The following is a 23243-nucleotide window of genomic DNA, read 5'->3' as shown; positions in this document are numbered from 1 at the left end:
CAAAAATAACCCTGTGATTTTGTGTCTACATCCACAGAATAGGCGGTAGTGTTAAGTAGATCACAAGAAACCCCCTTGGGGCGTAGAAGGGGGGAGGATGAGAAGCAATCTCGTGTAAAGGAGTATGACACTGCGTCAGAAATCCCCGACAAGCAGGGGCCTAACAACGATTCGTACTCTACGGCTTATCTGAACCGCTTCGGCTTCCATGCTCGGTGGCACAGACATCAACTCATACCTCGACAGAAACAGAACAAGAAGGATTGGATAATGACTAAGAAATCAGGCATCAGAACGCTCGCCCTTTCGGCACTGGCTACGCTGGTTCTCTCCTCTTCCGCGTTCGCTAAAATTGAAGAAGGCAAACTGGTTATCTGGATTAACGGCGATAAAGGCTATAACGGCCTGGCCGAAGTCGGTAAAAAGTTTGAGAAAGAAACAGGTATCAAAGTGTTGATTGAGCATCCAGACAAGCTGGAAGAAAAGTTCCCGCAGGTCGCGGCTACCGGCGATGGTCCTGATATCATTTTCTGGGCTCATGACCGCTTCGGGGGTTATGCACAGTCTGGCCTGTTGGCTGAAATCCATCCGTCTAAAGCCTTCCAAGAGAAGCTATATCCGTTCACATGGGACGCCGTGCGTTTTAACGGCAAACTGATTGCTTACCCAGTGGCTGTTGAAGCGCTATCGCTGATTTATAACAAAGACCTTCTGCCTGAGCCGCCAAAAACATGGGAAGAAATCCCAGCGTTAGACAAAGAACTGCGCGCTAAAGGCAAAAGCGCCATCATGTGGAATCTACAAGAACCGTACTTCACATGGCCAATCATCGCAGCCGACGGTGGCTATGCCTTCAAATATGATAATGGCACCTACAACATCAAAGACGTGGGCGTGAACAACGCGGGCTCTCAGGCAGGCTTACAGTTCATCGTCGACTTGGTGAAAAATAAGCATATCAATGCTGATACCGATTACTCCATCGCGGAGGCCGCGTTCAATAAGGGACAAACCGCGATGACCATCAACGGCCCTTGGGCGTGGTCAAACATCGATAAGAGCAACATCAACTATGGCGTTGCCCTACTGCCAACCTTTAAAGGTCATCCATCCAAACCGTTTGTTGGCGTACTCAGCGCAGGCATCAACGCCGCGAGCCCGAATAAAGAGCTGGCCACCGAGTTCTTAGAAAACTATCTGATGACCAATGCCGGCCTAGAACAGGTTAACAAAGATAAGCCACTGGGCGCGGTTGCGCTGAAGTCTTACCAAGAAACGCTGGAAAAAGATCCGAAGATCGCCGCCACCATGCAAAACGCCCAAAAAGGCGAAATCATGCCAAACATCCCGCAGATGAGCGCATTCTGGTACGCCGAGCGTAGCGCGATTATCAACGCGGTAAATGGGCGTCAGAGTGTGAAAGAAGCATTGACCGGCGCTGAGCAGCGTATCGCCAAATAAGTTCACCAGTAAATGACCCCACTCTACCCCTCCTCTTCACAGGGGAGGGGATTGCTCAGAGATCTCTGTATGGGCTGGAGAGGGTCTGAACACCGAAATTTAAGTTGTCCGTAACCGCCTCCGGCGTAAGAGAAATGAGGGAGAGTTTTATGTCGTTATCCCATACAGAATATCCAATCGCGAAGCCGGATAAATGGTGGCGGAGTGACATACTAAAATGGATAGTTATCGCCGCTATGTGCCTGTTTACGGGCTATCTCACCATTGTGATGTACGCACAGGGTGAGTACCTGTTTGCCATGCTGACGCTGGTTTTACTGGGTTCAGGACTCTACATTTTTGCCAATCGCAAAGCCTATGCGTGGCGCTATGTCTATCCGGGACTCGCGGGAATGGGGTTGTTCGTCCTGTTTCCACTTATCTGCACCATCGCCATCGCATTCACCAACTACAGCAGCACTAACCAGCTCACCTTTGAGCGTGCACAATCGGTATTAATGCAGCGCCAATTCACCACGGGTAAAACCTACGGTTTTGGCCTCTACCCCGTAGGCGATCAATGGCGTTTACAACTGACCAATCCCGACAATGATCAGCGTTTTATCTCAGAGCCCTTTAGCTTTAGCGCTCAAGAACAGCGCTTAACCATGAAGCCAGAAAGCGCTGAACAGACGGGCGATCGCGCTACGCTTCGAGTTATTACTCAAAACCGTCAGGCCTTGAATAACATCGTGGCGGTTTTGCCTGAAAGCGGCGAATTACGCATGAGTTCACTACGCCAATTTGCCGGTACCAGCCCGCTATATGCTCTTGAGCAAGACGGTGAAACGCTCAAAAATAATCAAACGGGCACCGTTTATCGCCCGAATACCGACGTAGGATTCTATCAGGCGGTGAATGCACAAGGGCAATGGGAAAATGAGCAGCTGAGCCCTGGATTCACCGTTTCTATTGGCTGGAAAAACTTTTTACGCGTAGTGCAGGACGAAGGTATCCGCCAGCCATTCGTCAGCATCTTTATCTGGACCATTATCTTCTCGGTCTTAACGGTGGTGTTCACCGTTGCCGTCGGCATGGTGCTGGCGTGTGTGGTTCAATGGGAGGCATTAAAGGGCAAGGCGCTGTATCGCGTGATGCTCATTCTGCCTTATGCCGTACCGTCGTTTATTTCGATACTGATCTTTAAGGGTTTATTTAACCAAAGCTTCGGCGAAATCAACATGATGCTCAGCCATCTGTTCGGAATTAAACCTGCTTGGTTTAGCGACCCACTCACCGCCAAGAGTATGATTTTGATCGTCAATACTTGGCTCGGCTATCCGTACATGATGATCTTGTGCATGGGCTTGCTCAAAGCTATTCCAGACGACTTGTACGAAGCCTCGGCAATGGACGGCGCAGGCCCAATGCAGAATTTCTTCCGCATTACGCTGCCGCTGCTGATTAAGCCGTTAACGCCGCTGATGATTGCCAGTTTTGCCTTCAACTTTAATAACTTTGTTTTGATTCAGTTATTAACTAACGGCGGTCCAGATATGCTCGGAACCTCTACGCCGGCAGGCTATACCGATTTACTGGTGAGCTATACCTATCGCATCGCCTTTGAAGGTGGTGGTGGGCAAGACTTTGGTTTAGCGGCAGCGATTGCCACGCTGATTTTCCTGTTGGTTGGTGCACTGGCGATACTGAATCTGAAAGCCAGCAAAATGAATTTCGACTAAGGAGAGGGACCACAACATGGCTATGGTTCAACCGAAATCCCAGCGTTTACGCCTGCTATTTACACATCTGATGCTGCTAGCCTTTATCTGCACCATCATGTTTCCACTGCTGATGGTCATCGCTATCTCGCTGCGCTCTGGCAACTTTGCAACTGGAAGCCTCATTCCTGAGAATATCTCTTGGGAACACTGGCAATTGGCGTTAGGTATGACCGTGACTAACGCAGATGGCAGCGTCACTCCGCCACCGTTCCCAGTCCTTTTATGGCTGTGGAACTCGATTAAAATTGCCGTGGTCACGGCGATAGGCATCGTGACACTTTCCACCACCTGCGCTTATGCCTTCGCTCGCATGAAATTCAAAGGCAAAAGCTCGTTGCTGAAAGGCATGTTGATATTTCAAATGTTCCCGGCAGTGCTGTCGCTAGTGGCGCTGTATGCACTCTTTGATCGTATCGGCCAGTATGCGCCATTCCTTGGTCTTAATACCCACGGCGGCGTGATTTTCGCTTACATGGGCGGAATTGCGTTGCATGTTTGGACAATTAAAGGCTATTTCGAAACGATCGATAACTCGTTAGAAGAGGCCGCGGCTCTCGATGGCGCTACGCCTTGGCAGGCTTTCCGCTTGGTGCTTTTACCGTTGTCAGTGCCTATTTTAGCGGTGGTCTTCATCTTGTCATTTATTGCCGCGATTACCGAAGTGCCGGTGGCGTCTCTGCTTTTGCGCGATGTGAATAGCTATACGTTGGCCGTCGGCATGCAGCAATACCTTAATCCGCAAAACTATCTGTGGGGTGACTTTGCCGCTGCTGCGGTGCTGTCTGCAATTCCAATTACGGCCGTATTCTTGCTGGCTCAGCGCTGGCTGGTGGGCGGACTCACGTCCGGCGGTGTGAAAGGGTAATGCGTTAAAACCTGTGTCTTTGTTGTGCCATTGCAGTTATTCGATCCCGTTATCGCTTTAGCTATAACGACTTTGGCGGCCTATTGGCCGCCTTTTCTTTTCGCCTTATTCTCGCTTGAGCTTTTCTGTATTCGCTAAAAATAGTGCCACCACAAGAACCAAAATGGCCGCCGAATAAATCAGCGTATCGGCCGGGTTTTTGTGGTCGACAATAATCAAACGAATGATTGCGGTTATACCGATGTAGATAAAATAACGTAAGGGAAAGTGATATCCCGACTGGAAATACTTCACGATTAGCGCAATAAACTCGAAGTAAAGGAAGTAAATAACAATCCCTTCAATGAGCAGATAAGAAGATGCGGTTTCGCTGGCGTTGAACAGCACCGTCCCCAGCGTGAAGGTTTCTTTCGCCAGAAACACCACTAAAATCACGGCCAGCATTAATAGGCCAGCATTCAAAATCCACTGCAAAATCTTCGCGATAGCGCTCGCTTGTTTGGTTCCTGGCATCGATGTTCCTCTGTGCCGTTAATCATTTTATGTGATCAAGTTAACAAAATGGCTATTTTGTCGTCTATCCCCAAACCAAAATAAATCTGCATATCCTCAGACAGAAACTTAACGGCCCTCACATTTCGCGACATTTTTTTGCTAATCGTTTTACTATGTCGTCCGGCCAACTTTCGCCTTATCGCGAATGATTACCGCAGCTTATGCCAGGGTGTTCTAACGATTGAGAAATAAAACAATATGAAAATACTACGTCATTATGGTTTTACTATTTGCTTACTGCTAGGGATTATCCTCGGTGGGCTATCCGGTATCGTTTTCGGAGAAAAGGCCGCAATTGTGCAGCCGATCGGGGATCTTTTCCTTAATCTAATGTTTGTCGTCATTGTGCCGCTGGTGTTTCTCAGCATTTCGTCTTCTATTGCAGAAATGAAACAGATGGCGCGTCTGGGTAAAATTATGGGAACGGTTTTTGCCGTATTCCTGAGCACCGCGCTCATTGCCGCGGTTATCGCCTTCATCGGCACCCAGATTTACAACCCATTCCAAAACGTTGACGTCAGTACGCTGATTGCACATTTACCACCTGCACCTGATTCACACGGCAAAAGCCTCGGCGAAATCATCGTAAATACCTTTACCGTTCCTGATTTCCTGCAGCTGTTTACCAAATCTAGCCTGCTGCCACTCATCGTGTTCTCCGTGTTGTTAGGATTAGCAACCTCGATGTCGGGGGAAAAAGGTCAGCCGATCGCCAACTTTCTGACCTCAGGTACCGTCGTTATTCTTCGCATGGTGAAAATCATCATGTATGCCGCACCGGTTGGCTTAGGCTGCTACTTTGCCGCTACCGTCGGTCATTTAGGGCCACAGATTATCAATGGCTATCTGAATGCTTTCCTGCTCTATCTCATCCTGACTGTGATCTACTTCTTCGGCGCAAACACGCTGTATGCGTTTGTTGCAGGTGGAAAACTGGGCGTTAAAGTCTTTTGGTCTAACGTACTGACGCCAGCGATTACCGCAGTCGCTACCTCATCCAGCGCGGCCTGTATTCCAGCAAACCTGATTGCGACTAAAAAAATGGGCGTCCCCCATGATATCGCTGAAACCGTCATCCCTTTGGGTGCCAACACGCATAAAGATGGCTCGGTAATCGGCGGCATCATTAAAATCGTATTTCTGTTTACGTTATTCCATAAAGATATGAGCGATCCGATGAATATCGCTGCCATCATCAGCGTCGCATTCTTGGTCGGTGCCGTCATGGGCGCGATTCCAAGCGGCGGAATGACCGGTGAATTGATGATTTGCTCAGTATTCGGTTTCTCACCTGAACTGGTCGGTACCATCATGATTATCAGCACCATCATCGACGTTCCTGCCACGTTGCTGAACTCCACAGGGAATACCGTCTGCGCCATGATGGTTACACGATTTGTGGAAGGCAAGGATTGGTTGAAGCGCAAAGCCTGTATGCAAGGTTAAATACCCTGCGATACGCTTCGCAAAGCTAGCGAAACACCGTGGAAGTCCCCCTCTGAACAAGGGATAACGCCCGTCTTTGGACGTTACTTTTTTAGAGGGATTTTCCATGGCATTAGATAAAAAACTTCAGATGTTACAACAGCATTTCGATTCACTCGCACAACGCACCGATTCTGATGGTATTGAGTTTTGGTTCGCACGCGATCTCCAACCTCATCTTGGCTACGCTCGTTGGGAAAACTTCCAAACCGCCATCATCAGATCCATTGAAGCCTGCCGTTTATCTGGCTTTAAAGAGCTCGACCATTTTCGTGGCGTCACGAAAATGGTTCTGCTCGGCAGCGGCGCAGAACGGGCGGTTGAAGATCTGATTTTGACGCGTTACGCCTGTTATCTTATTGCCCAGAATGGCGATCCGCGTAAGCCGGAAATTGCCTTTGCTCAGAGCTACTTTGCGGTACAAACGCGCAAACAAGAGCTTATCGAAGATCGTATGCGCCTATATGCGCGCTTAGAAGCAAGGGATCGATTGAAAGAATCAGAGAAGGCTCTATCACAGAATATTTATGAGCGCGGCATTGATGATGCCGGTTTCTCTCGTATTCGCTCTCGAGGAGACGCGGCATTATTTGGTGGGCATACCACTCAAGATATGAAAGATCGGTACGGAATTGTGAAAAACCGACCATTAGCCGATTTTCTTCCCACTTTAACCATTGCCGCTAAAAATCTAGCAACCGAGATGACCAATTATAACGTGCAACAAATTGACCTTCACGGTGAGCAGCCTATCACGTCAGAACACGAACAAAATAATGTCAGCGTGCGTGACATGTTGGGATTAAGGCATATAAAACCAGAGGAGTTGCCTGCTGAAGAGGATCTTAAAAAACTCCAGCGTCGAGTCAAAGCCCAAGACAAAAAGCTAGGCTCAAAGGGACTACAAACACCTATCACTAAAAAATAGGGACCATTTTCGTGGCGCCACGAAAATGGTCTTGTTCAACCAACAAAAACGCCACCCTCTCGGATGGCGTTTTTTATGTATTAATTTAAAGGGTTAGCTAAATTATGCGCGCCAGTTTTTAAAACGATTAATCAACGCATTAGTTGAACTATCGTGACTGTTTACCTCTTCGCTACCGCTCAACTCAGGCAGGATACGGTTCGCTAGCTGTTTACCCAGCTCTACACCCCATTGGTCAAAGGTGAAGATATTCAGAATTGCACCCTGAGTGAAGATTTTGTGTTCGTACAAGGCGATTAACAAGCCCAAGCTATATGGCGTGATTTCACGCAGCAGAATGGAGTTCGTTGGGCGGTTACCTTCAAACACTTTGAACGGTACGATGTGCGCCACTTCTGCCGCAGTTTTACCGGCTTTCGCAAACTCTTCTTCCACTTCTTCCCGTGACTTACCGAAGGCAAGCGCTTCAGTTTGAGCAAAGAAGTTAGACAGCAGTTTGCTGTGGTGATCGCCTAACGCATTGTGGCTAATCGCAGGAGCGATAAAGTCACAAGGAACCAGTTTAGTTCCTTGATGAATTAGCTGATAGAACGCATGCTGGCCGTTCGTACCCGGCTCGCCCCAAATGATTGGGCCCGTCTGGTAAGAAACTGGATTGCCGTTACGATCCACGTATTTGCCGTTAGACTCCATATTTCCTTGCTGGAAATAGGCTGGGAAACGGTGCATATATTGGTCATATGGCAGAATCGCTTCGGTTTCTGCACCGAAGAAATTGTTATACCAGATGCCAATGAGTGCGAGCTGTACTGGCAGATTTTGCTCAATTGGCGTATTGGCAAAATGTTGGTCCATCGCATGAGCGCCGCTCAGCAACTGTTCAAAATTATCGAAACCAATGCTCAACGCAATAGACAGGCCGATAGCAGACCACAGCGAGTAACGACCGCCGACCCAGTCCCAGAACTCAAACATATTGGCAGTATCAATGCCAAACTCACCAACCGCTTTACCATTGGTAGAAAGCGCGGCAAAGTGCTTCGCAACGTGGGCTTCATTACCAGCTGATTTCAGGAACCAATCACGCGCGCTGTGGGCGTTAGTCATGGTTTCTTGTGTGGTGAAGGTTTTAGAAGCAACGAGGAAAAGCGTAGTTTCTGGGTTTAAGGTTTTCAACGTTTCGGCAATATGAGTACCATCGACGTTAGAAACAAAATGCATGCTCAAGTGATTTTTGTATGGTTTCAGCGCTTCGGTCACCATGTATGGGCCTAAGTCTGAACCACCGATACCAATGTTCACCACGTCAGTAATGGTTTTACCGGTATAGCCTTTCCACTCACCGCCGATAACGCGTTCGCAGAACTGTTTCATCTTAGCCAGCACCGCATTCACTTCAGGCATCACATCTTTGCCATCCACGATAATTGGAGTGTTGCTGCGGTTACGCAAAGCAATATGCAGAACAGCACGGTCTTCGGTACGGTTAATCTTTTCGCCAGCAAACATGGAGGCAATTGCCCCCTGCAAATCCGTTTCTTTGGCTAATGCCTGCAGCTTTTCGAGGGTCTCTGTGGTGATGCGGTTTTTAGAGAAATCGACCAGCATCTGGTCATCAAAGGTAGCAGAGAACTTAGAGAAGCGGTCGGCATCTTGAGCGAACAGATCGCGCATCTGCACAGATTTCATTTGCTCGAAATGCTGCTGCAGCGCATGCCAGGCAGCGGTTTGACTAGGATTGATATTTTTCATAGCGACGCCTTTATGCTTGAGAATAAAAGAAAGTTTGTTCTTCAGACATGTGTTCTTCTGAACATCGAGGCCAGCAAGTGACCAAAACTCGGCGGTTCCACGAAAACTGGAGTGACGACGAGCGGGTACTGAGCCATCTTTTCCCAACGATTTACCAAATTGTATCCTTTTCCCCCCGGGTTGCGATCACTTTTGTTGCGATAGTTGAAAACTGTTAACCCCTTTTGCCACCTGATACTGACTCCTTTCAGCCAAACAGCTGCGCTCCGCCATATTGTTGCTAAACTGTCATGATAACCAACTGTTTTTGTTAACCGTTTCTAAGGTTTATATTATGGAACTATCAACCCCCTTAATGCTGGTGATTATCGGCATTAGCTCACTCGTGGCCCAGTGGTTAGCCTGGAGGTTACGAATTCCTGCGATTTTACCCTTGCTTATCATGGGCATCACGCTTGGCCCCCTCTCACATGTAGTTAACCCTGACGCCCTCTTTGGCGAGCTGCTTTTTCCACTCGTCTCTCTCTCGGTCGCCATTATTTTATTTGAAGGTTCGCTGACTCTACGCTTTGAGGAGATTCGCGGATTGGGCGGCGTTGTTCGCAATTTGGTCAGCATCGGAATGCTCGTAACCTTCGCCATCATTTCCGTTTCATGTTGGTGGCTGCTCGGTTTTTCTGCTGAGCTCTCTGCGCTAGTGGGGGCGGTGACGGTTGTGACAGGCCCGACCGTCATTGCGCCGCTAATGCGCGTGGTTCGCCCCAAAGCAAGTATAAACCGCGTACTGAGGTGGGAAGGGATTGTCATTGATCCTGTCGGTGCGATTTTCACCGTACTGGTATTTGAGTTTATCGTTCTGCGCCAAAACTCCGAGGCATGGACCCACCTGTTTGTCACCTTTGGCAAAACCGTGGTACTTGGCCTGCTGATTGGCGCCCTATTTGGCTATGTGCTCGGCGTGGCGTTGCGCAAGGTGTGGATCCCGCGCTATCTGCAAAATTTGGCGGTATTGGCGGTTATGCTCAGCGCTTTTGGGTTCTCGAACGCGGTCGCAGAAGAGTCCGGCTTATTGGCTGTTACCGTCATGGGTATTTGGCTTGCCAACATGCGCGACGTTGATATCAGCGACATTCTGGCGTTTAAAGAAGAGCTTTCGGCCATTTTGATTTCAGCACTGTTTATCATTTTGGCGGCGCGACTGGATGTCGATGCGCTTTGGAATATGGGCTGGCCGCTGGTCATCGTGTTGCTGATTGTGCAGTTTATTGCTCGCCCGCTGTGTATAGCCGTGTCAACCGCGGGTTCATCGTTGAAGTGGCGGGAAAAAGCGCTGCTGTCTTGGATTGCTCCACGCGGAATTGTCGCCGCCGCCGTTAGCTCTCTGTTCGCGCTAACGCTACAACGAATGAATTATCCTGAAGCAGATAAACTCGTCACGGTGGTTTTTGCGGTCATTATTGGCACGGTAGTTTTGCAAAGCTTAACCAGCTCACGTCTGGCGCGCTGGTTAGGCGTGCAACAACAAAAACCTCGAGGCGTACTGATTATCGGGGCCAACAGCGTTGCGCGCGCGGTCGCGCAGGCGTTGATTAAGCTGAAAATTCCCGTGATGGTGACAGACAGCAGTTGGGAATATTATCGTCAGGCCCGCATGGATGGTATCCCCGCCTATTACGGCCACGCTTACTCTGAACACGCAGAAAACTACCTCGACCTCAGCGATACGGCTCAGGTACTTGCCCTATCACCAAACCGGCATCAAAACGCGCTCGCGGTTTATCACTTCGGGCATATTTTTGGTGAGCGCAAAGTGTTTTCCATTCGTTCCAGCGCACAGCTCAAAGGCCGCAGCAACGGTGAAAGCAGCCGTTTCCGTCGTCATGAGATTTTGTTTAATCGCGAAGCGACCTATTCACGTTTGAGTACCTTGCTAAGCAAAGGCGCAGTGATCAAGGCGACCAAACTTAATGAAAACTTTGGCTGGGTGGAATATCTGGAAAAACATCAGGGAGTGATCCCCTTGTTCGCTCAAAAAGAAAATGGCGCCTTACAGCCGGTAAATGAAAATAGCGTTCCGGCGATGCCATGTACGCTAGTTGCATTAGTTCAGGACGATTCGGTCACCATGTAAAACTAACATTTTATTAGCATGGCTTATCAGCTTACCGGTAGGCCATGCGCACAGCTAATAACAGAGTCATTCGCTATTAAATTATATTATTCAAGAAGATATAACTTAACATTCGCCGTTGTAACTTATTCCCGTTCAAATTGAAAATCGCTCATGTTAATGACATTGACATAACTTCAATAAGTCGCTATTTCTAAAAACCTACTTGTACATCACGTGTACAAGCCAGAAGAGGCGCGTTGCTCAGGTAGCGTATCAGAGGAGCCGGTTTCCATTGACGATACGCGAGGGGGTGTGACGCCGAGGCGCAGCAGCCCACCGGAGAAACTGCTACGTCGGCTACAAGGGCTGAATCCCTTGGGCTGTCACCTCGATTCTCTGTATTCCGGGGGATCGGCAAGGTGAGGCGCTTCTGGGTGTATCGTAGCTTTAATCCCTACGTCTGCTCCCGTATACCGCTCTCTCCTTGTGCCAAGGTAATGGAATTTCTAGCCCGATTAAGTGAATTAACGCGGGCTTCCCTGACACGAGGCTTACATGAATAATACCATCGTCGCAAAATTTGGCGGCACCAGCGTGGCTAACGCTGACGCTATGCAAAACAGTGCCAATATTGTTCTTTCTAATTCGAATGTGCGCGTGGTGGTGTTATCTGCCTCTGCGGGCGTCACCAATTTACTGGTAGAACTGGCTGACGGCTGCGATCAGGAGAAGCGTCATGGCGTCATCGACGAAATTCGCCGCATTCAGTACAACATCCTCGATACGTTGCATCAGCCAAACGTGCTGCGCGATGAGATTGACCGCATGCTAGAGAATATCACCATGCTGTCAGAAGCCGCTGCGCTGGCCACCTCGCCAGCCTTGACCGACGAATTAGTTAGTCATGGTGAACTCATGTCCACCCTGCTGTTCGTCGAGCTGCTTCGCCAACGTGATGTAAACGCCGAATGGTTCGACGTGCGAAAAATCATGCGTACAAACGATCGTTTTGGCCGCGCAGAACCAGACACCCATGCGCTGTACGAATTAGCACAACAGCAGTTGGTGCCACGCATACGGGAAGCGATCGTCATTACCCAAGGTTTCATTGGTAGCGAAGCTAAAGGCCGCACCACTACGCTTGGCCGCGGTGGCAGTGACTATACCGCAGCGCTGCTTGGTGAAGCGCTGAATGCCGCACGCGTTGATATCTGGACGGATGTTCCCGGCATCTACACTACCGATCCACGCATCGTGCCCGCCGCTCGCCGTATCAGCGAAATCGGTTTTTCTGAAGCTGCTGAGATGGCAACTTTCGGCGCGAAGGTTTTACATCCAGCAACCTTATTGCCCGCAGTACGTCGCGATATCCCGGTGTTCGTCGGCTCCAGTAAAGATCCTGCCGCTGGCGGAACATTAGTGTGCAATAAAACAGAACAGCCACCGCTGTTCCGCGCCCTTGCATTGCGCCGCAAACAAACATTGATGACGTTGCACAGCCTAAACATGCTCCACGCCCGAGGTTTCTTGGCTGAAGTGTTCGGCATTCTGGCACGTCACAATATTTCCGTGGATTTAATCACTACATCTGAAGTCAGCATCGCCCTAACGCTGGATACCACCGGTTCTTGCACCAGCGGAGCAAGCTTATTAACCACATCACTGTTAACCGAGCTGTCTTCTCTATGCCGCGTAGAAGTGGAAGAGAATCTGGCGCTGGTGGCATTGATTGGTAACAAACTCTCCTCAGCCTGCGGCGTTGGCAAAGAGGTGTTTGGTGTCATGGAGCCGTTCAATATTCGCATGATTTGCTACGGTGCTAGCAGCCATAACCTTTGCTTCCTCGTTCCCGGTGAAAATGCCGAGCATGTCGTGCGCGCACTCCACAGCAACCTCTTCGAGTAGAGGCTAAAAGCTGAGTTTATGTCGAAACGGTGTAAGGTTTCGACCGCCTGTCAGTAACGGTTTCACATGAAACTGATCGCGTAGGCGTCCGATAAGGGTATGCCTGAGCGCATACCCTTAACCCGCGCTCTTTTTTACAGAGTCGCTTGGCCGACCAGTCTCGGAGCACACATCCCTGTGTGCCCTCAACCTACCGCCATCATCCTTGATGGCGGTTCTATCATGCATTTCACGCACTGAAAATCTAAGGCCAAAGCCTTACCAACTGTTTTAAATTCAAGTTTTGGAAGAAAGAGCCACGCCAACACGATGTTGGCGTGGAGTTTGGGGCGGCCATGGATGGCCGATACCAAACCGGAGCGGAGCGGAGATGGCATCTTGGACAAAAGCGCGAGAGTCGAGAGGTTGCGCGCTAGCAACCTTTCTTCGGGAGCCTTAGGCAAAAGTCACATGCAAACTCGGGGTATATGGGCTACCGAAACCACCCCCGAGTCTCACAAAAGCGAAGATGCCTCGCTATTAATCCGCATCATACCCAAGATTAGGCGCCAGCCATCGTTCAACCTCGCTAACCGGCATTCCCTTACGTTGAGCATAGTCTTCAACCTGATCGCGTTGGATCTGTGCAACGGCAAAATATTTGCTCTCTGGATGACTGAAATACCAGCCAGAAACCGATGCCCCCGGCCACATCGCATAGGACTCCGTTAGCTTCATGCCAACGCTATTCTCTGCATCGAGTAGCGTCCAGATCGCCGCTTTTTCAGTATGTTCAGGGCAGGCAGGATAACCAGGCGCAGGGCGGATCCCTTGATAGTTTTCACGGATCAACTCTTCGTTACTGAGATTTTCATTAGCAGCATAGCCCCAATGCACCTTACGCACTTTTTCATGCAGATATTCAGCAAAAGCCTCCGCCAAGCGATCCGAAAGTGCTTTCACCATGATTTTGTTGTAATCATCGTGCTGCGCTTCATACGCATCGGCTAACGTATCTTCTTCGAGCCCACCTGTTACCGCGAACGCCCCGATGTAATCTGCTTTGCCGCTAGATTTAGGCGCCACGAAATCAGCCAAACAATAGTTGGCGAAATCCGTTTTTTCCGTTTGCTGACGCAGATGATGCCCCGTAACCAACAGCTCGTTGCGGAACTCATTGCTATAGATTTCAACATCATCACCCACGCGATTAGCCGGGAATAGGCCATAAACCCCACGCGGATTCAGCTTACCGCTGCGAGCCAAATCATCGAGCATGGCATTAGCATCGGCAAATACACGTTTGGCTTCTTCACCCACCACCTCATCTTCCAAGATGCGCGGGTATTTTCCTGCCAGCGACCACGTCATAAAGAACGGCGTCCAATCAATATAATTGCGCAGCACATCAATGCTGGCCGTCACCTGATGTACACCCAAACGATGTGGAACAGGCGGCGTATAATCGGCCCAGTCCAGTGACATCGCGTTCTCGCGCGCGGCTTCCAGCGTCACCGGAGGCGTGCGCGGTTTCTTGCGTGCATGCTGAATACGCACGGTTTCATACTCTTTACGGGTTCGAGCAATAAAATCAGGCTTTTGCGTTGGCGATAGCAGCGCCGCAACTACGCCAACGGTCCGTGACGCGTTCGAAACATAGGTCGTTGGACCGCTATAGTTCTGCTCTATTTTGACCGCCGTATGCGCCTTCGACGTAGTTGCACCGCCAATCAGCAACGGCAGATCGAAACCTTGCCGCTCCATCTCTTTGGCCACGTACACCATTTCATCCAGTGAAGGGGTGATAAGACCCGACAGTCCGATGATATCAACGTTTTGCTCACGGGCCGTTTTTAGAATTTTATCGCAAGGTACCATCACACCAAGATCGATGATCTCGTAGTTGTTACACTGCAAAACGACGCCAACGATATTCTTACCAATGTCATGCACGTCGCCTTTGACGGTCGCCAACAGCACTTTTCCGGCCGATGTGCCTTTCTCTTTGCTCGCTTCAATGAACGGTTCGAGATAGGCCACGGCCTGCTTCATGACGCGGGCGGATTTAACCACCTGCGGCAAGAACATTTTTCCGTCACCAAACAGATCGCCGACCACATTCATCCCGTCCATCAGCGGACCTTCAATCACCTGAATGGGACGGTCGGCCTCAAGACGAGCTTCTTCGGTATCCAATTCAATAAATTCGGTAATACCTTTAACCAGAGAATATTCCAAACGCTTTTTCACTGGCCAGCCGCGCCATTCGGCCTGCGGTTTGGTGCTATCGTCGTCGCTTTTGCTACCACGATATTTTTCAGCCAGATCCAGCAAACGCTCAGTGCCATCTTCACGGCGGTTTAGGATCACATCTTCAACCGCATCGCGCAGATCCGCTGGAAGATCGTCGTAGATCGCCAACTGCCCAGCATTCACGATCCCCATGTCCATGCCGTTGCGGATCGCGTAATACAAGAACACGGCGTGAATTGCCTCACGAACCGGATCGTTACCACGGAAAGAGAATGAAACGTTGGAGACACCGCCAGAAATCAGCGCGTGCGGCAGTTCCGCTTTGATATCTGCGCAGGCTTCGATAAAGTCCACGGCATAGTTGTTGTGCTCTTCAATCCCGGTAGCAACCGCGAAAATATTGGGGTCAAAAATAATATCTTCTGGCGGGAAACCGACGGTTTCGGTCAGCAATTTATAAGCACGGCGGCAAATTTCAATCTTACGCTCGCGCGTATCCGCCTGTCCGACTTCATCAAACGCCATTACCACCATCGCCGCGCCGTAGCGGCGAACTTTGCGGGCATGTTCGATAAATTTTTCCTCGCCCTCTTTCATTGAGATCGAGTTAACAATGCCTTTGCCCTGAATGCATTTAAGACCTTTCTCGATCACCTCCCATTTAGAGGAATCGATCATAATCGGCACACGAGCAATATCTGGTTCACCGGCGATCAGGCTAAGGAAACGCACCATTGCCGCTTCTGCATCGAGCATCCCTTCATCCATATTGATGTCGATGATCTGTGCGCCGCTTTCAACCTGCTGTAGCGCAACTTCCAGCGCCTCAGCGTATTTATCTTCTTTAATCAGTCTCTTAAATTTTGCCGATCCGGTAACGTTAGTACGCTCACCCACGTTAACAAACAGCGTATTGGCATCAATGGTCAGCGGTTCTAACCCAGCTAAACGGCAGGCAACCGGAATATCGGGCAACACGCGTGGTTTTACGCCTTCGACGGCCTGACTGATCGCCGCAATGTGCGCCGGTGTGGTACCACAGCAACCACCGACAATGTTTAAGAATCCGGCCTGCGCCCATTCTGAAATGTGCTCAGCCATCTCTTGCGGGCCAAGATCGTATTCACCAAAGGCGTTAGGCAAACCCGCATTTGGGTGCGCGGTAACGTAGCATTCTGCGATACGCGAAAGCTCGGCCACATATTGGCGAAGCTCATCTGGACCTAAAGCGCAGTTGAGGCCGAAAGTCAGCGGTTTAACGTGGCGCAACGAGTTGTAAAACGCTTCGGTAGTTTGACCTGACAGAGTACGCCCTGAAGCATCGGTAATGGTGCCGGAGATCATCACCGGCAGCGCGATCCCCATGGCCTCAAACTCGGTTTCCACCGCATAGATCGCGGCTTTCGCATTCAGCGTATCAAAGATGGTTTCGATCATTATCAGATCGACTCCGCCTTCCACCAACGCATGTGTTGATTCACGATAGGCTTCAACTAACTGATCAAACGAAATATTACGAAATGCGGGATCGTTAACATCAGGAGAAATAGAGGCGGTGCGGTTGGTCGGGCCTAGCACCCCAGCAACATAGCGCGGTTTGTCTGGCGTACGCGCGGTCCATTCATCGGCACATGCCCGCGCCAGACGCGCAGCTTCATAGTTAATTTCAGCCGACAGGGATTCCATGTGGTAATCCGCCATCGCAATGCGCGTGGAGTTGAAAGTGTTGGTTTCCAAAATATCAGCGCCAGCTTCAAGATACTCATAGTGTATCGCGCTGATAATGTCCGGCTGAGTGAGAACCAATAGGTCGTTATTGCCTTTTAGGTCACTTTGCCAATCGGCAAAGCGTTCGCCCCGGAAATCCTCTTCGGTTAACCGATAGCCCTGAATCATGGTTCCCATACCGCCATCCAGTACCAAAATCCTTTGGGAAAGCTGATGACGTAATCTTTCAACGATTGTGCTCACTGTTGCTCCTAGTCTTTCATTTACCCTGATATCACCTGTCTTTTCGTGCAGGTTTTTTATTCAAAAAAGTAACGTTTCCTCATCCTAACATAGGTTTCAGTTCTGTTGGCGGAGGCGATCTTGAGACTTTTTCAGGTGACTTTTGCGTGCGGCCTCTGACTTTGAACACGTCGGAGCAGTTAAAAACCACGATCGCATCCATAATGTCGAAAACGAAAATAGATTCCATTTTTATAACATTTTTTTAATACGAATTTGTTCAATAAAAATAATTATTTATGACTGTCTCAGGAGAGCACTCAAATGGCGACTACCGTGCCCTTAAAACGTGGCAAGAAACCACGTACCGCAACGCCAGCCACCACTCCCGCAGCCACCGGACAGGTTCAATCCTTACAGCGTGGATTGAGATTGTTGGAATTAATTGCCGAAGCACACGGCAGCGTGGCGCTCACCGATTTAGCCCAACAGGCAGGTTTGCCCAACTCAACGACACACCGCCTTTTGAGCACCATGCAGCAACAGGGATTCGTCCAGCAAGTCGGCGATCTTGGCCTGTGGACCATTGCCTCACACGCTTTCTTCGTAGGAAGTAGTTTTTTGCAGAGCCGCAATTTACTGGCCATTGTCCATCCGATTCTGCGCCGCTTAATGGAAGATTCAGGTGAAACCGTGAATCTGGCCGTGCTCGACGTGAGCGATTTTCAGGCGGTGATTATCGATCAGGTACAGTGCACGCAGCTGATGCGTATGTCTGCGCCGATTGGCGGCAAGCTGCCAATGCATGCTTCTGGTGCAGGGAAGGCGTTTTTGTCGACGGTCAGTGATACCCATCTGGTTGAGTTGCTGCATAAAAAGGGTTTGCACAGCTATACCCCGCACACCCGCAGCAATCCCAATAGCTTGAAGGAAGAGCTGGCGCATATTCGTAAGCAGGGGTTTTCTTTTGACGATGAAGAACATGCTCTCGGCCTGCGCTGTATTGCAGCCTGCATCTATGATGAACATCAGGAAGCCTTTGCTGCCATTTCTATTTCTGGCCCCGTTTCTCGTATCACCGACGACCGCGTGATCGAAATCGGTGCCTTAGTGATTAAAGCAGCAAAAGAAGTCACGCTAGCTTACGGCGGCAGGCATTCGTAATGCCTATGGGCTCCCCTCTGGGAGCCCAATTAACCGATTATATCTTTTCAATTTCCACTAAATTGGTGTGCTGAGGGTTCCCTTTCGCCAACGGCGACGGGCGCATCGTGGTGAGGGTATTGATACAGCCGCCGTGATCGACTTTATCACCCGTCATATCCGCCTGATGCCAAGCCCCCTGTCCCATGGCGCTAACGCCCGGCATAATTCGCGGCGTCACTTTCGCGTTAATCACCACCGTGCCACGCTTGTTGAACACGCGAACTTTATCGCCGTTTTGAATACCTCGTTTCTGGGCATCAATCGGGTTCATCCACACTTCTTGTCTACATGCAGCCTGCAACACATCAATGTTGCCGTAAGTTGAGTGAGTACGTGCCTTGTAATGGAAACCAAACATTTGCAGCGGATAGGTTTGCCGCAAAGCATCGTCCCAACCTTCAAAGGTTGAGGCATAAACGGGTAAGGCGCTGATAGTTTCGTCTTTGTCCAAATGCCATGTGGCGGCGATCTCAGCTAATCGTTCAGAGTAGATTTCAATTTTTCCCGACGGCGTTTTTAGCGGGTTGGCATCGGGATCTTCACGGAATTTTTTATACGCAACGAAGTGTCCATTTGGATCTTTTCGTTTATAAATCCCCTGCTGGCGCAGAGTTTCATATTCAGGTAATAACGGATCGCGTGCCTGCATTTTGGCATACAGATAGTGCAACCAATCTGACTGAGTACGCCCTTCGGTAAACGCCTGCTCAACGTCTGGCCCAAGCCGTTTGGCAATCTCAGACATCATTTCATAAATGCCTTTACGCTCGAATTTAGCGCGGGTTGCTGGCTGGCTAAAAATCAGATAGCCCATGTTGCCCGCATAATCGTTTGGTACGATATCTTCTTGCTCGGTGGTCATGAGGTCAGGCAGTAAAATATCGGCATACTTAGCCGATGACGTCATGAAGTTTTCAATCACCACAATTTTTTCGCACAGCAAATCGTCCTGCAAGATCTCATGGGTTTGGTTGATGTCAGAATGCTGATTAACTAGCGTATTACCGGCATAGTTCCAGATGAACTTGATCGGAACATCCAGCTTATCTTTGCCCCGCACGCCGTCGCGCAGCGCCGTCATCTCAGGCCCACGGCGAATCGCATCAGTCCAGGTAAATACGGAGATCGAGGTTTTTACCGGATTTGTTAGCACCGGCATCAGCTCAATAGTGATGAGATAGGTCGATTCACGCGCCCCGCTGTTACCACCGTTAATTCCTACGTTACCGGTTAAGATCGGCAGCATCGCAATGGCACGCGCGGTTTCTTCGCCGTTGGCCTGACGCTGAGGCCCCCATCCCTGACAGATATAAGCAGGCTTAGCGGTACCAATCTCCCGCGCCAGTTTGATGATACGATCGGCTGGGATACCGGTAATACGCGATGCCCATTCCGGCGTTTTCTCAACACCATCAGGCCCTTGGCCAAGAATATAGGCTTTGTAGTGTCCGTTTCTCGGAGCGCTCGCGGGCAAAGTATTCTCGTCATAGCCGACGCAGTAGCGATCTAAAAAGGGCTGATCGACCAAGTTTTCACTGATCAAGACATGCGCAATGCCACCCACCAACGCGGCGTCAGTGCCCGGACGGATCGGGATCCACTGATCTTCGCGCCCCGCGGCGGTATCGGTATAGCGCGGATCGATGACGATCATTTTGGCATTGGATATTTCTCGCGCCTGTTCGAGATGATAGGTGATCCCACCTCCGCTCATCCGCGTCTCTGCCGGATTATTGCCAAACATCACCACCAGCTTGGAGTTCACGATATCCGAGGTGCTGTTGCCGTCGTTGCTACCGTAGGTATATGGCATTGCCGCTGAAATTTGTGCGGTGCTGTAGCTGCCATAGTGGCTAAGATATCCACCATAGCAGTTCATCAAACGCCCGATAATCGAGGCATAGGGCGACGAGCGCGTCACATTACCGCCGATAACGCCGGTGGCGTAATTCTGATAAACAGCCTCATTACCATATTTTTCAACGGTGTATTTCAAACTTTGGGCAATTTCATCATAGGCCTCATCCCAAGTGATACGCTTGAATTTACCTTCTCCGCGTTTACCAACGCGTTTCATTGGATATTTCAAACGCTCAGGATGATTCATCCGACGACGGATAGAACGCCCACGCAAACAAGCTCGGACCTGATGATCGCCATATTCATCTAAGCCGGTATTATCTGTTTCGACCCAATAGACTTCATCGTCACGCGTATGTAGGCGAAGCGCGCAGCGGCTACCGCAGTTTACCGAGCACATTCCCCACGTTACTTTATCAGCGGTCGTGCTCTGTGCTTCTTGGGCATAAACCGCTCGGCTAAAGGGCAGATTTAATGCCCCCGTTGCCAGTGCAAATCCACCTAAGGCACTCCCTTTAACCAAGGCTCGGCGCGTAATTGATATCCCTTCGAGATGGTTTTTTTCTTTATTATTCATTTTGATAATCCTTGTCCGTTCGATTGCTCAATCGGTTATAGCTATCAAATAAAATGCACGGGCAGCTTGGGATTTATCAAAGAGTGGATGTTTTTTGCAGCGAGAAAAGCAGAAGTGTGAGGCAAGATTGATTTGCAGAAATTTGCCCCTCCCTCGCAAGAGAGAGGCATTGCATTACTGAGCGGCGTTAACCACCAGTTGTCCAACGCTGCCGCGGGTCGCAAGCTCTAGCGTTTGGCTGTAGTAGATGAACGGGAAATGCTCCGATGAAGCCTGAGGGAAATAGACCATCAGAGAGACTTCGCCATCAACCCAAACGGTATCTTTCCAACCGCGATCTTCGACCATCGGCGGCGCATTATTGACGCTTTTCACCAAGAATTTGGCACCTTGAATATAGAAGGCCTGCGGCGTATCGGCGCGAACCGTCCAGCGTTCCCAGGTTCCCTGCTGCGCCTGAATATCGGTGCGATGCAGATCCCACGTTGCGCCGTTGATGCCCGGCTGCGAGGCGCTGCCTAAGCTAATGCTGCGCGTATTAGCGACGCTGCCTTCCATCATGTCATCAGCCAACAAGCGCGTTGGTAAATTGTCAGTAACCAGCGGCAACAGCCCCGTAGGACGCAGCGTCAATACCGTGGTCGAGACGAGGATAGACGAAGGTTCGAACAAACCGCGCAGGCGGTCCATTATCCCTGCGGCAACGCCTGCGGTGATAGAGACTTCTTCGCCTTTCGACATGTCTACCAGCACTTCTCGGCGTTCACCCGGAGCAAGCGTCAGGCTGCTGGCAACAACCGGCGCAGGCATATAGCCCTGATCGCTGGCAATCACGCTGAACGGGCGGTTATCGCTCATCGTTAACGTATAACGACGAGCATTAGAGGCGTTCAGCAAGCGCAGACGAACCCAACCACGAGAAACTTCAACAAACGGCTCTTGCACACCGTTAACCAACAGCGTGTCACCATAGAAACCACCCGATGAAGGCGCCTCATACTCTGGCGTACCAAAATTATCTAAGCGTTTATCTTGGATAATGACGGGGAAATCATCGACGCCATAATGATTCGGCAACGGAAGATTTTTGCTGTTTTCATCTTCAACCAGCCACATCCCAGCTAAGCCGTTATAGACATGCTCAGCCATGTGCTCTGGCGTATTGGCGTGATACCACAGAGTAGCGGCAGACTGGCGAATAGGTAGCACCGGCGACCAATCGACGTTAGGCGACATTAAACGCGCCGCGCCACCGCTTAACGCACCAGGAACCTGTAATCCACTGATTTCCATCGAAACAGGATCGGGCAGGCGGTTGCTGTAGATCAGCTTGACGTCATCACCGCTATAAACACGCACGGTTGGACCAAGATAGAGTCCATTAATACCCCATGCGCTAGCCTTACGGCCGCTCATGAAGGCCCAATGTGAGCGCTGTAGCGTTAGGAAGAGCGGCTGACCGCGTTTGGATTCCAGTAGAGGAGGAATGGGCAGCGAAACTTGCGATCCACTCGCATGCGCCCTCAGAGGCAATGCACCTGCACACAGTGCCAGACCCGAAGTCTGAATAAACCGACGTCGACTGAGTGACATAACTTCTCCATGAATTTGCTATGCAAACTGAAATTCCAAAGGGGGAATTCAGCATCAACGATTGAATTCAATCGTTTAAATAAGAAACCTGCCAAACGCTGGCAGGCCAAAATTATCGTATTTTAGGATCAGGACTTCGCTTCACGCATTTGGGCTTCACGCGCAGCAACTTCTGCGTTTAGCTCGTTAATTTTAGCTTCCATCAATGCGTGGCAGTGGGCCGAAAGTTCACGTACCTGATCTTTGCCGTACTGAGTCACATCGATTGGCGGCAACATTTCAACAATCACCAAACCGTTATTCCAACGATTAAGTTTAACTTTATCGTGGGTATTCGACGCACACACCGGAATAATCGGCACCCCAGCGGCAATAGCGGCATGGAAGGCACCGGTTTTGAACGGCATCAAACCACGACCACGGCTACGAGTACCTTCTGGGAACATCCAGAAAGAGATGGTTTTAGTGCGGAACTGATTTACCACCTGTGCAATCGTATTATGCGCTTTGGCGCGGTTCGCACGGTCAATCAATAAATTGCCCGTCAACCAATAGAGTAGTCCAAAGAACGGAACCCAAATCAGGCTTTTCTTGCCAACAGTAACCGTATTGGTCTGCACGGCATTCGATATGGTGACCATATCGTAGTTGTTTTGATGGTTAGCAATATAAATGGAGTTGCCGTAGTTCTTTGCTTCTGCAGGAATACGCGTTTCCACTTTCAAACCAAACAGCGGTGACAAACGGCCAAACATGTGGCCAAACGTCGCCACGTGGCGTGGATTTCGTGGGCTAAATAAGCAATAAATACAACCAAAGATGCAGGCCAAAATACAGTACAGCGTGACCAGCACAATGCGAATGATGGATAACATAACAACCTCGTAAACATTTAGCCGGGGTTAGTATACCGACTTAGCTGCAAAACACACCGGAGATTACTGGGCGGCAGCATCAAAACCATTATTTTCAATGATAATTTTCCCCCATTAGCGCCC

14 protein-coding genes and 1 riboswitch are annotated in these 23243 nt (G+C 49.9%); of the genes, 8 read left to right on the top strand and 6 right to left on the bottom strand.

Annotated elements, in window-relative coordinates:
• The first annotated feature begins 270 nt into the window (after positions 1-270).
• The 3 genes from malE (at position 271) to malG (ending at position 4089) form a co-directional block, all read left to right on the top strand.
• Positions 271-1461 carry a maltose/maltodextrin ABC transporter substrate-binding protein MalE gene (malE, locus tag BN1044_RS00335; RefSeq protein WP_025802450.1) on the top strand — a complete coding sequence of 397 codons (1191 nt, stop codon included), beginning with the start codon at positions 271-273 and terminating at the stop codon, positions 1459-1461.
• Positions 1462-1610: 149 nt separating this feature from the next.
• Positions 1611-3182: a maltose ABC transporter permease MalF gene (malF, locus tag BN1044_RS00330; protein WP_072307071.1), complete on the top strand. Its 1572-nt coding sequence runs from the start codon at positions 1611-1613 to the stop codon at positions 3180-3182.
• Between the two features lie 16 nt (positions 3183-3198).
• Positions 3199-4089: a maltose ABC transporter permease MalG gene (gene malG, locus BN1044_RS00325; protein WP_072307070.1), complete on the top strand. Its 891-nt coding sequence runs from the start codon at positions 3199-3201 to the stop codon at positions 4087-4089.
• A 105-nt stretch (positions 4090-4194) separates the two neighbouring features.
• Here the strand turns inward: malG and psiE are convergent, their stop codons facing one another.
• On the bottom strand, positions 4195-4602 hold the full coding sequence (gene psiE, locus BN1044_RS00320) for a phosphate-starvation-inducible protein PsiE (protein WP_025802457.1): 408 nt from the start codon (positions 4600-4602) through the stop codon (positions 4195-4197).
• 240 nt (positions 4603-4842) lie between these two features.
• On the opposite strand from psiE, the gene BN1044_RS00315 reads away from it, so the two are divergent.
• Entirely contained in the window at positions 4843-6090 is a 1248-nt protein-coding gene (locus BN1044_RS00315; protein WP_040044755.1) for a dicarboxylate/amino acid:cation symporter, read from the top strand.
• A gap of 106 nt (positions 6091-6196) precedes the next feature.
• On the top strand, positions 6197-7057 hold the full coding sequence (dinD, locus tag BN1044_RS00310) for a DNA damage-inducible protein D (protein ID WP_052439879.1): 861 nt from the start codon (positions 6197-6199) through the stop codon (positions 7055-7057).
• Positions 7058-7159: 102 nt separating this feature from the next.
• On the opposite strand, the gene pgi is transcribed toward dinD, so the two are convergent.
• Positions 7160-8809, bottom strand: a complete 1650-nt coding sequence (gene pgi, locus BN1044_RS00305; RefSeq protein ID WP_072307069.1) for a glucose-6-phosphate isomerase — start codon at positions 8807-8809, stop codon at positions 7160-7162.
• Positions 8810-9143: 334 nt separating this feature from the next.
• Here pgi and BN1044_RS00300 point away from each other — a divergent pair, with 334 nt between their 5' ends.
• Together BN1044_RS00300 and lysC are read left to right on the top strand one after the other, a co-directional pair.
• Positions 9144-10940, top strand: a complete 1797-nt coding sequence (locus BN1044_RS00300; RefSeq protein WP_072307068.1) for a cation:proton antiporter — start codon at positions 9144-9146, stop codon at positions 10938-10940.
• Between the two features lie 221 nt (positions 10941-11161).
• Positions 11162-11360: riboswitch (Lysine riboswitch) on the top strand.
• Positions 11361-11477: 117 nt separating this feature from the next.
• Complete coding sequence (gene lysC, locus BN1044_RS00295; protein ID WP_072307067.1) at positions 11478-12827, top strand: lysine-sensitive aspartokinase 3; 1350 nt, start codon at positions 11478-11480, stop codon at positions 12825-12827.
• 519 nt (positions 12828-13346) lie between these two features.
• Here lysC and metH read toward each other — a convergent pair.
• The gene (gene metH, locus BN1044_RS00290) at positions 13347-17030 is read right to left on the bottom strand and encodes a methionine synthase (RefSeq protein ID WP_072307066.1); all 3684 of its coding nucleotides are present in this window, start codon (positions 17028-17030) and stop codon (positions 13347-13349) included.
• A gap of 303 nt (positions 17031-17333) precedes the next feature.
• On the opposite strand from metH, the gene iclR reads away from it, so the two are divergent.
• Positions 17334-18173, top strand: coding sequence for a glyoxylate bypass operon transcriptional repressor IclR (iclR, locus tag BN1044_RS00285; RefSeq protein WP_072307065.1), 840 nt, complete (start codon positions 17334-17336; stop codon positions 18171-18173).
• Positions 18174-18210: 37 nt separating this feature from the next.
• On the opposite strand, the gene ynfE is transcribed toward iclR, so the two are convergent.
• The 3 genes from ynfE to BN1044_RS00270 form a co-directional block, all read right to left on the bottom strand.
• A complete protein-coding gene (gene ynfE, locus BN1044_RS00280; protein ID WP_072307064.1) occupies positions 18211-20652 on the bottom strand; it encodes a selenate/tellurate reductase subunit YnfE in 2442 nt (813 codons plus the stop codon).
• 174 nt (positions 20653-20826) lie between these two features.
• Positions 20827-22245 (bottom strand): cell division protein FtsP, encoded by a 1419-nt coding sequence (gene ftsP / locus BN1044_RS00275; RefSeq protein WP_072307063.1) that lies wholly within the window; start codon positions 22243-22245, stop codon positions 20827-20829.
• Positions 22246-22373: 128 nt separating this feature from the next.
• Complete coding sequence (locus BN1044_RS00270) at positions 22374-23120, bottom strand: 1-acylglycerol-3-phosphate O-acyltransferase (protein WP_046457543.1); 747 nt, start codon at positions 23118-23120, stop codon at positions 22374-22376.
• Between the last annotated feature and the right edge of the window lie 123 nt (positions 23121-23243).

It is taken from the genome of Hafnia alvei, assembly GCF_900095695.1.
In the GTDB taxonomy this organism is placed as follows: Bacteria; Pseudomonadota; Gammaproteobacteria; order Enterobacterales; family Enterobacteriaceae; genus Hafnia; species Hafnia alvei_B.
The sequence above is the reverse complement of the archived record's forward strand: the minus strand, read 5'-3'. Positions and strand labels throughout refer to the sequence as shown.

Bases quoted from the DNA above. Each gene is read 5' to 3' on its own strand.
- malE (WP_025802450.1), top strand. From the start codon at position 271: ATGACTAAGAAATCAGGCATCAGAACGCTCGCCCTTTCGGCACTGGCT.
- malF (WP_072307071.1), top strand. From the start codon at position 1,611: ATGTCGTTATCCCATACAGAATATCCAATCGCGAAGCCGGATAAATGG.
- malG (WP_072307070.1), top strand. From the start codon at position 3,199: ATGGCTATGGTTCAACCGAAATCCCAGCGTTTACGCCTGCTATTTACA.
- psiE (WP_025802457.1), bottom strand. From the start codon at position 4,602: ATGCCAGGAACCAAACAAGCGAGCGCTATCGCGAAGATTTTGCAGTGG.
- BN1044_RS00315 (WP_040044755.1), top strand. From the start codon at position 4,843: ATGAAAATACTACGTCATTATGGTTTTACTATTTGCTTACTGCTAGGG.
- dinD (WP_052439879.1), top strand. From the start codon at position 6,197: ATGGCATTAGATAAAAAACTTCAGATGTTACAACAGCATTTCGATTCA.
- pgi (WP_072307069.1), bottom strand. From the start codon at position 8,809: ATGAAAAATATCAATCCTAGTCAAACCGCTGCCTGGCATGCGCTGCAG.
- BN1044_RS00300 (WP_072307068.1), top strand. From the start codon at position 9,144: ATGGAACTATCAACCCCCTTAATGCTGGTGATTATCGGCATTAGCTCA.
- lysC (WP_072307067.1), top strand. From the start codon at position 11,478: ATGAATAATACCATCGTCGCAAAATTTGGCGGCACCAGCGTGGCTAAC.
- iclR (WP_072307065.1), top strand. From the start codon at position 17,334: ATGGCGACTACCGTGCCCTTAAAACGTGGCAAGAAACCACGTACCGCA.
- ynfE (WP_072307064.1), bottom strand. From the start codon at position 20,652: ATGAATAATAAAGAAAAAAACCATCTCGAAGGGATATCAATTACGCGC.
- ftsP (WP_072307063.1), bottom strand. From the start codon at position 22,245: ATGTCACTCAGTCGACGTCGGTTTATTCAGACTTCGGGTCTGGCACTG.
- BN1044_RS00270 (WP_046457543.1), bottom strand. From the start codon at position 23,120: ATGTTATCCATCATTCGCATTGTGCTGGTCACGCTGTACTGTATTTTG.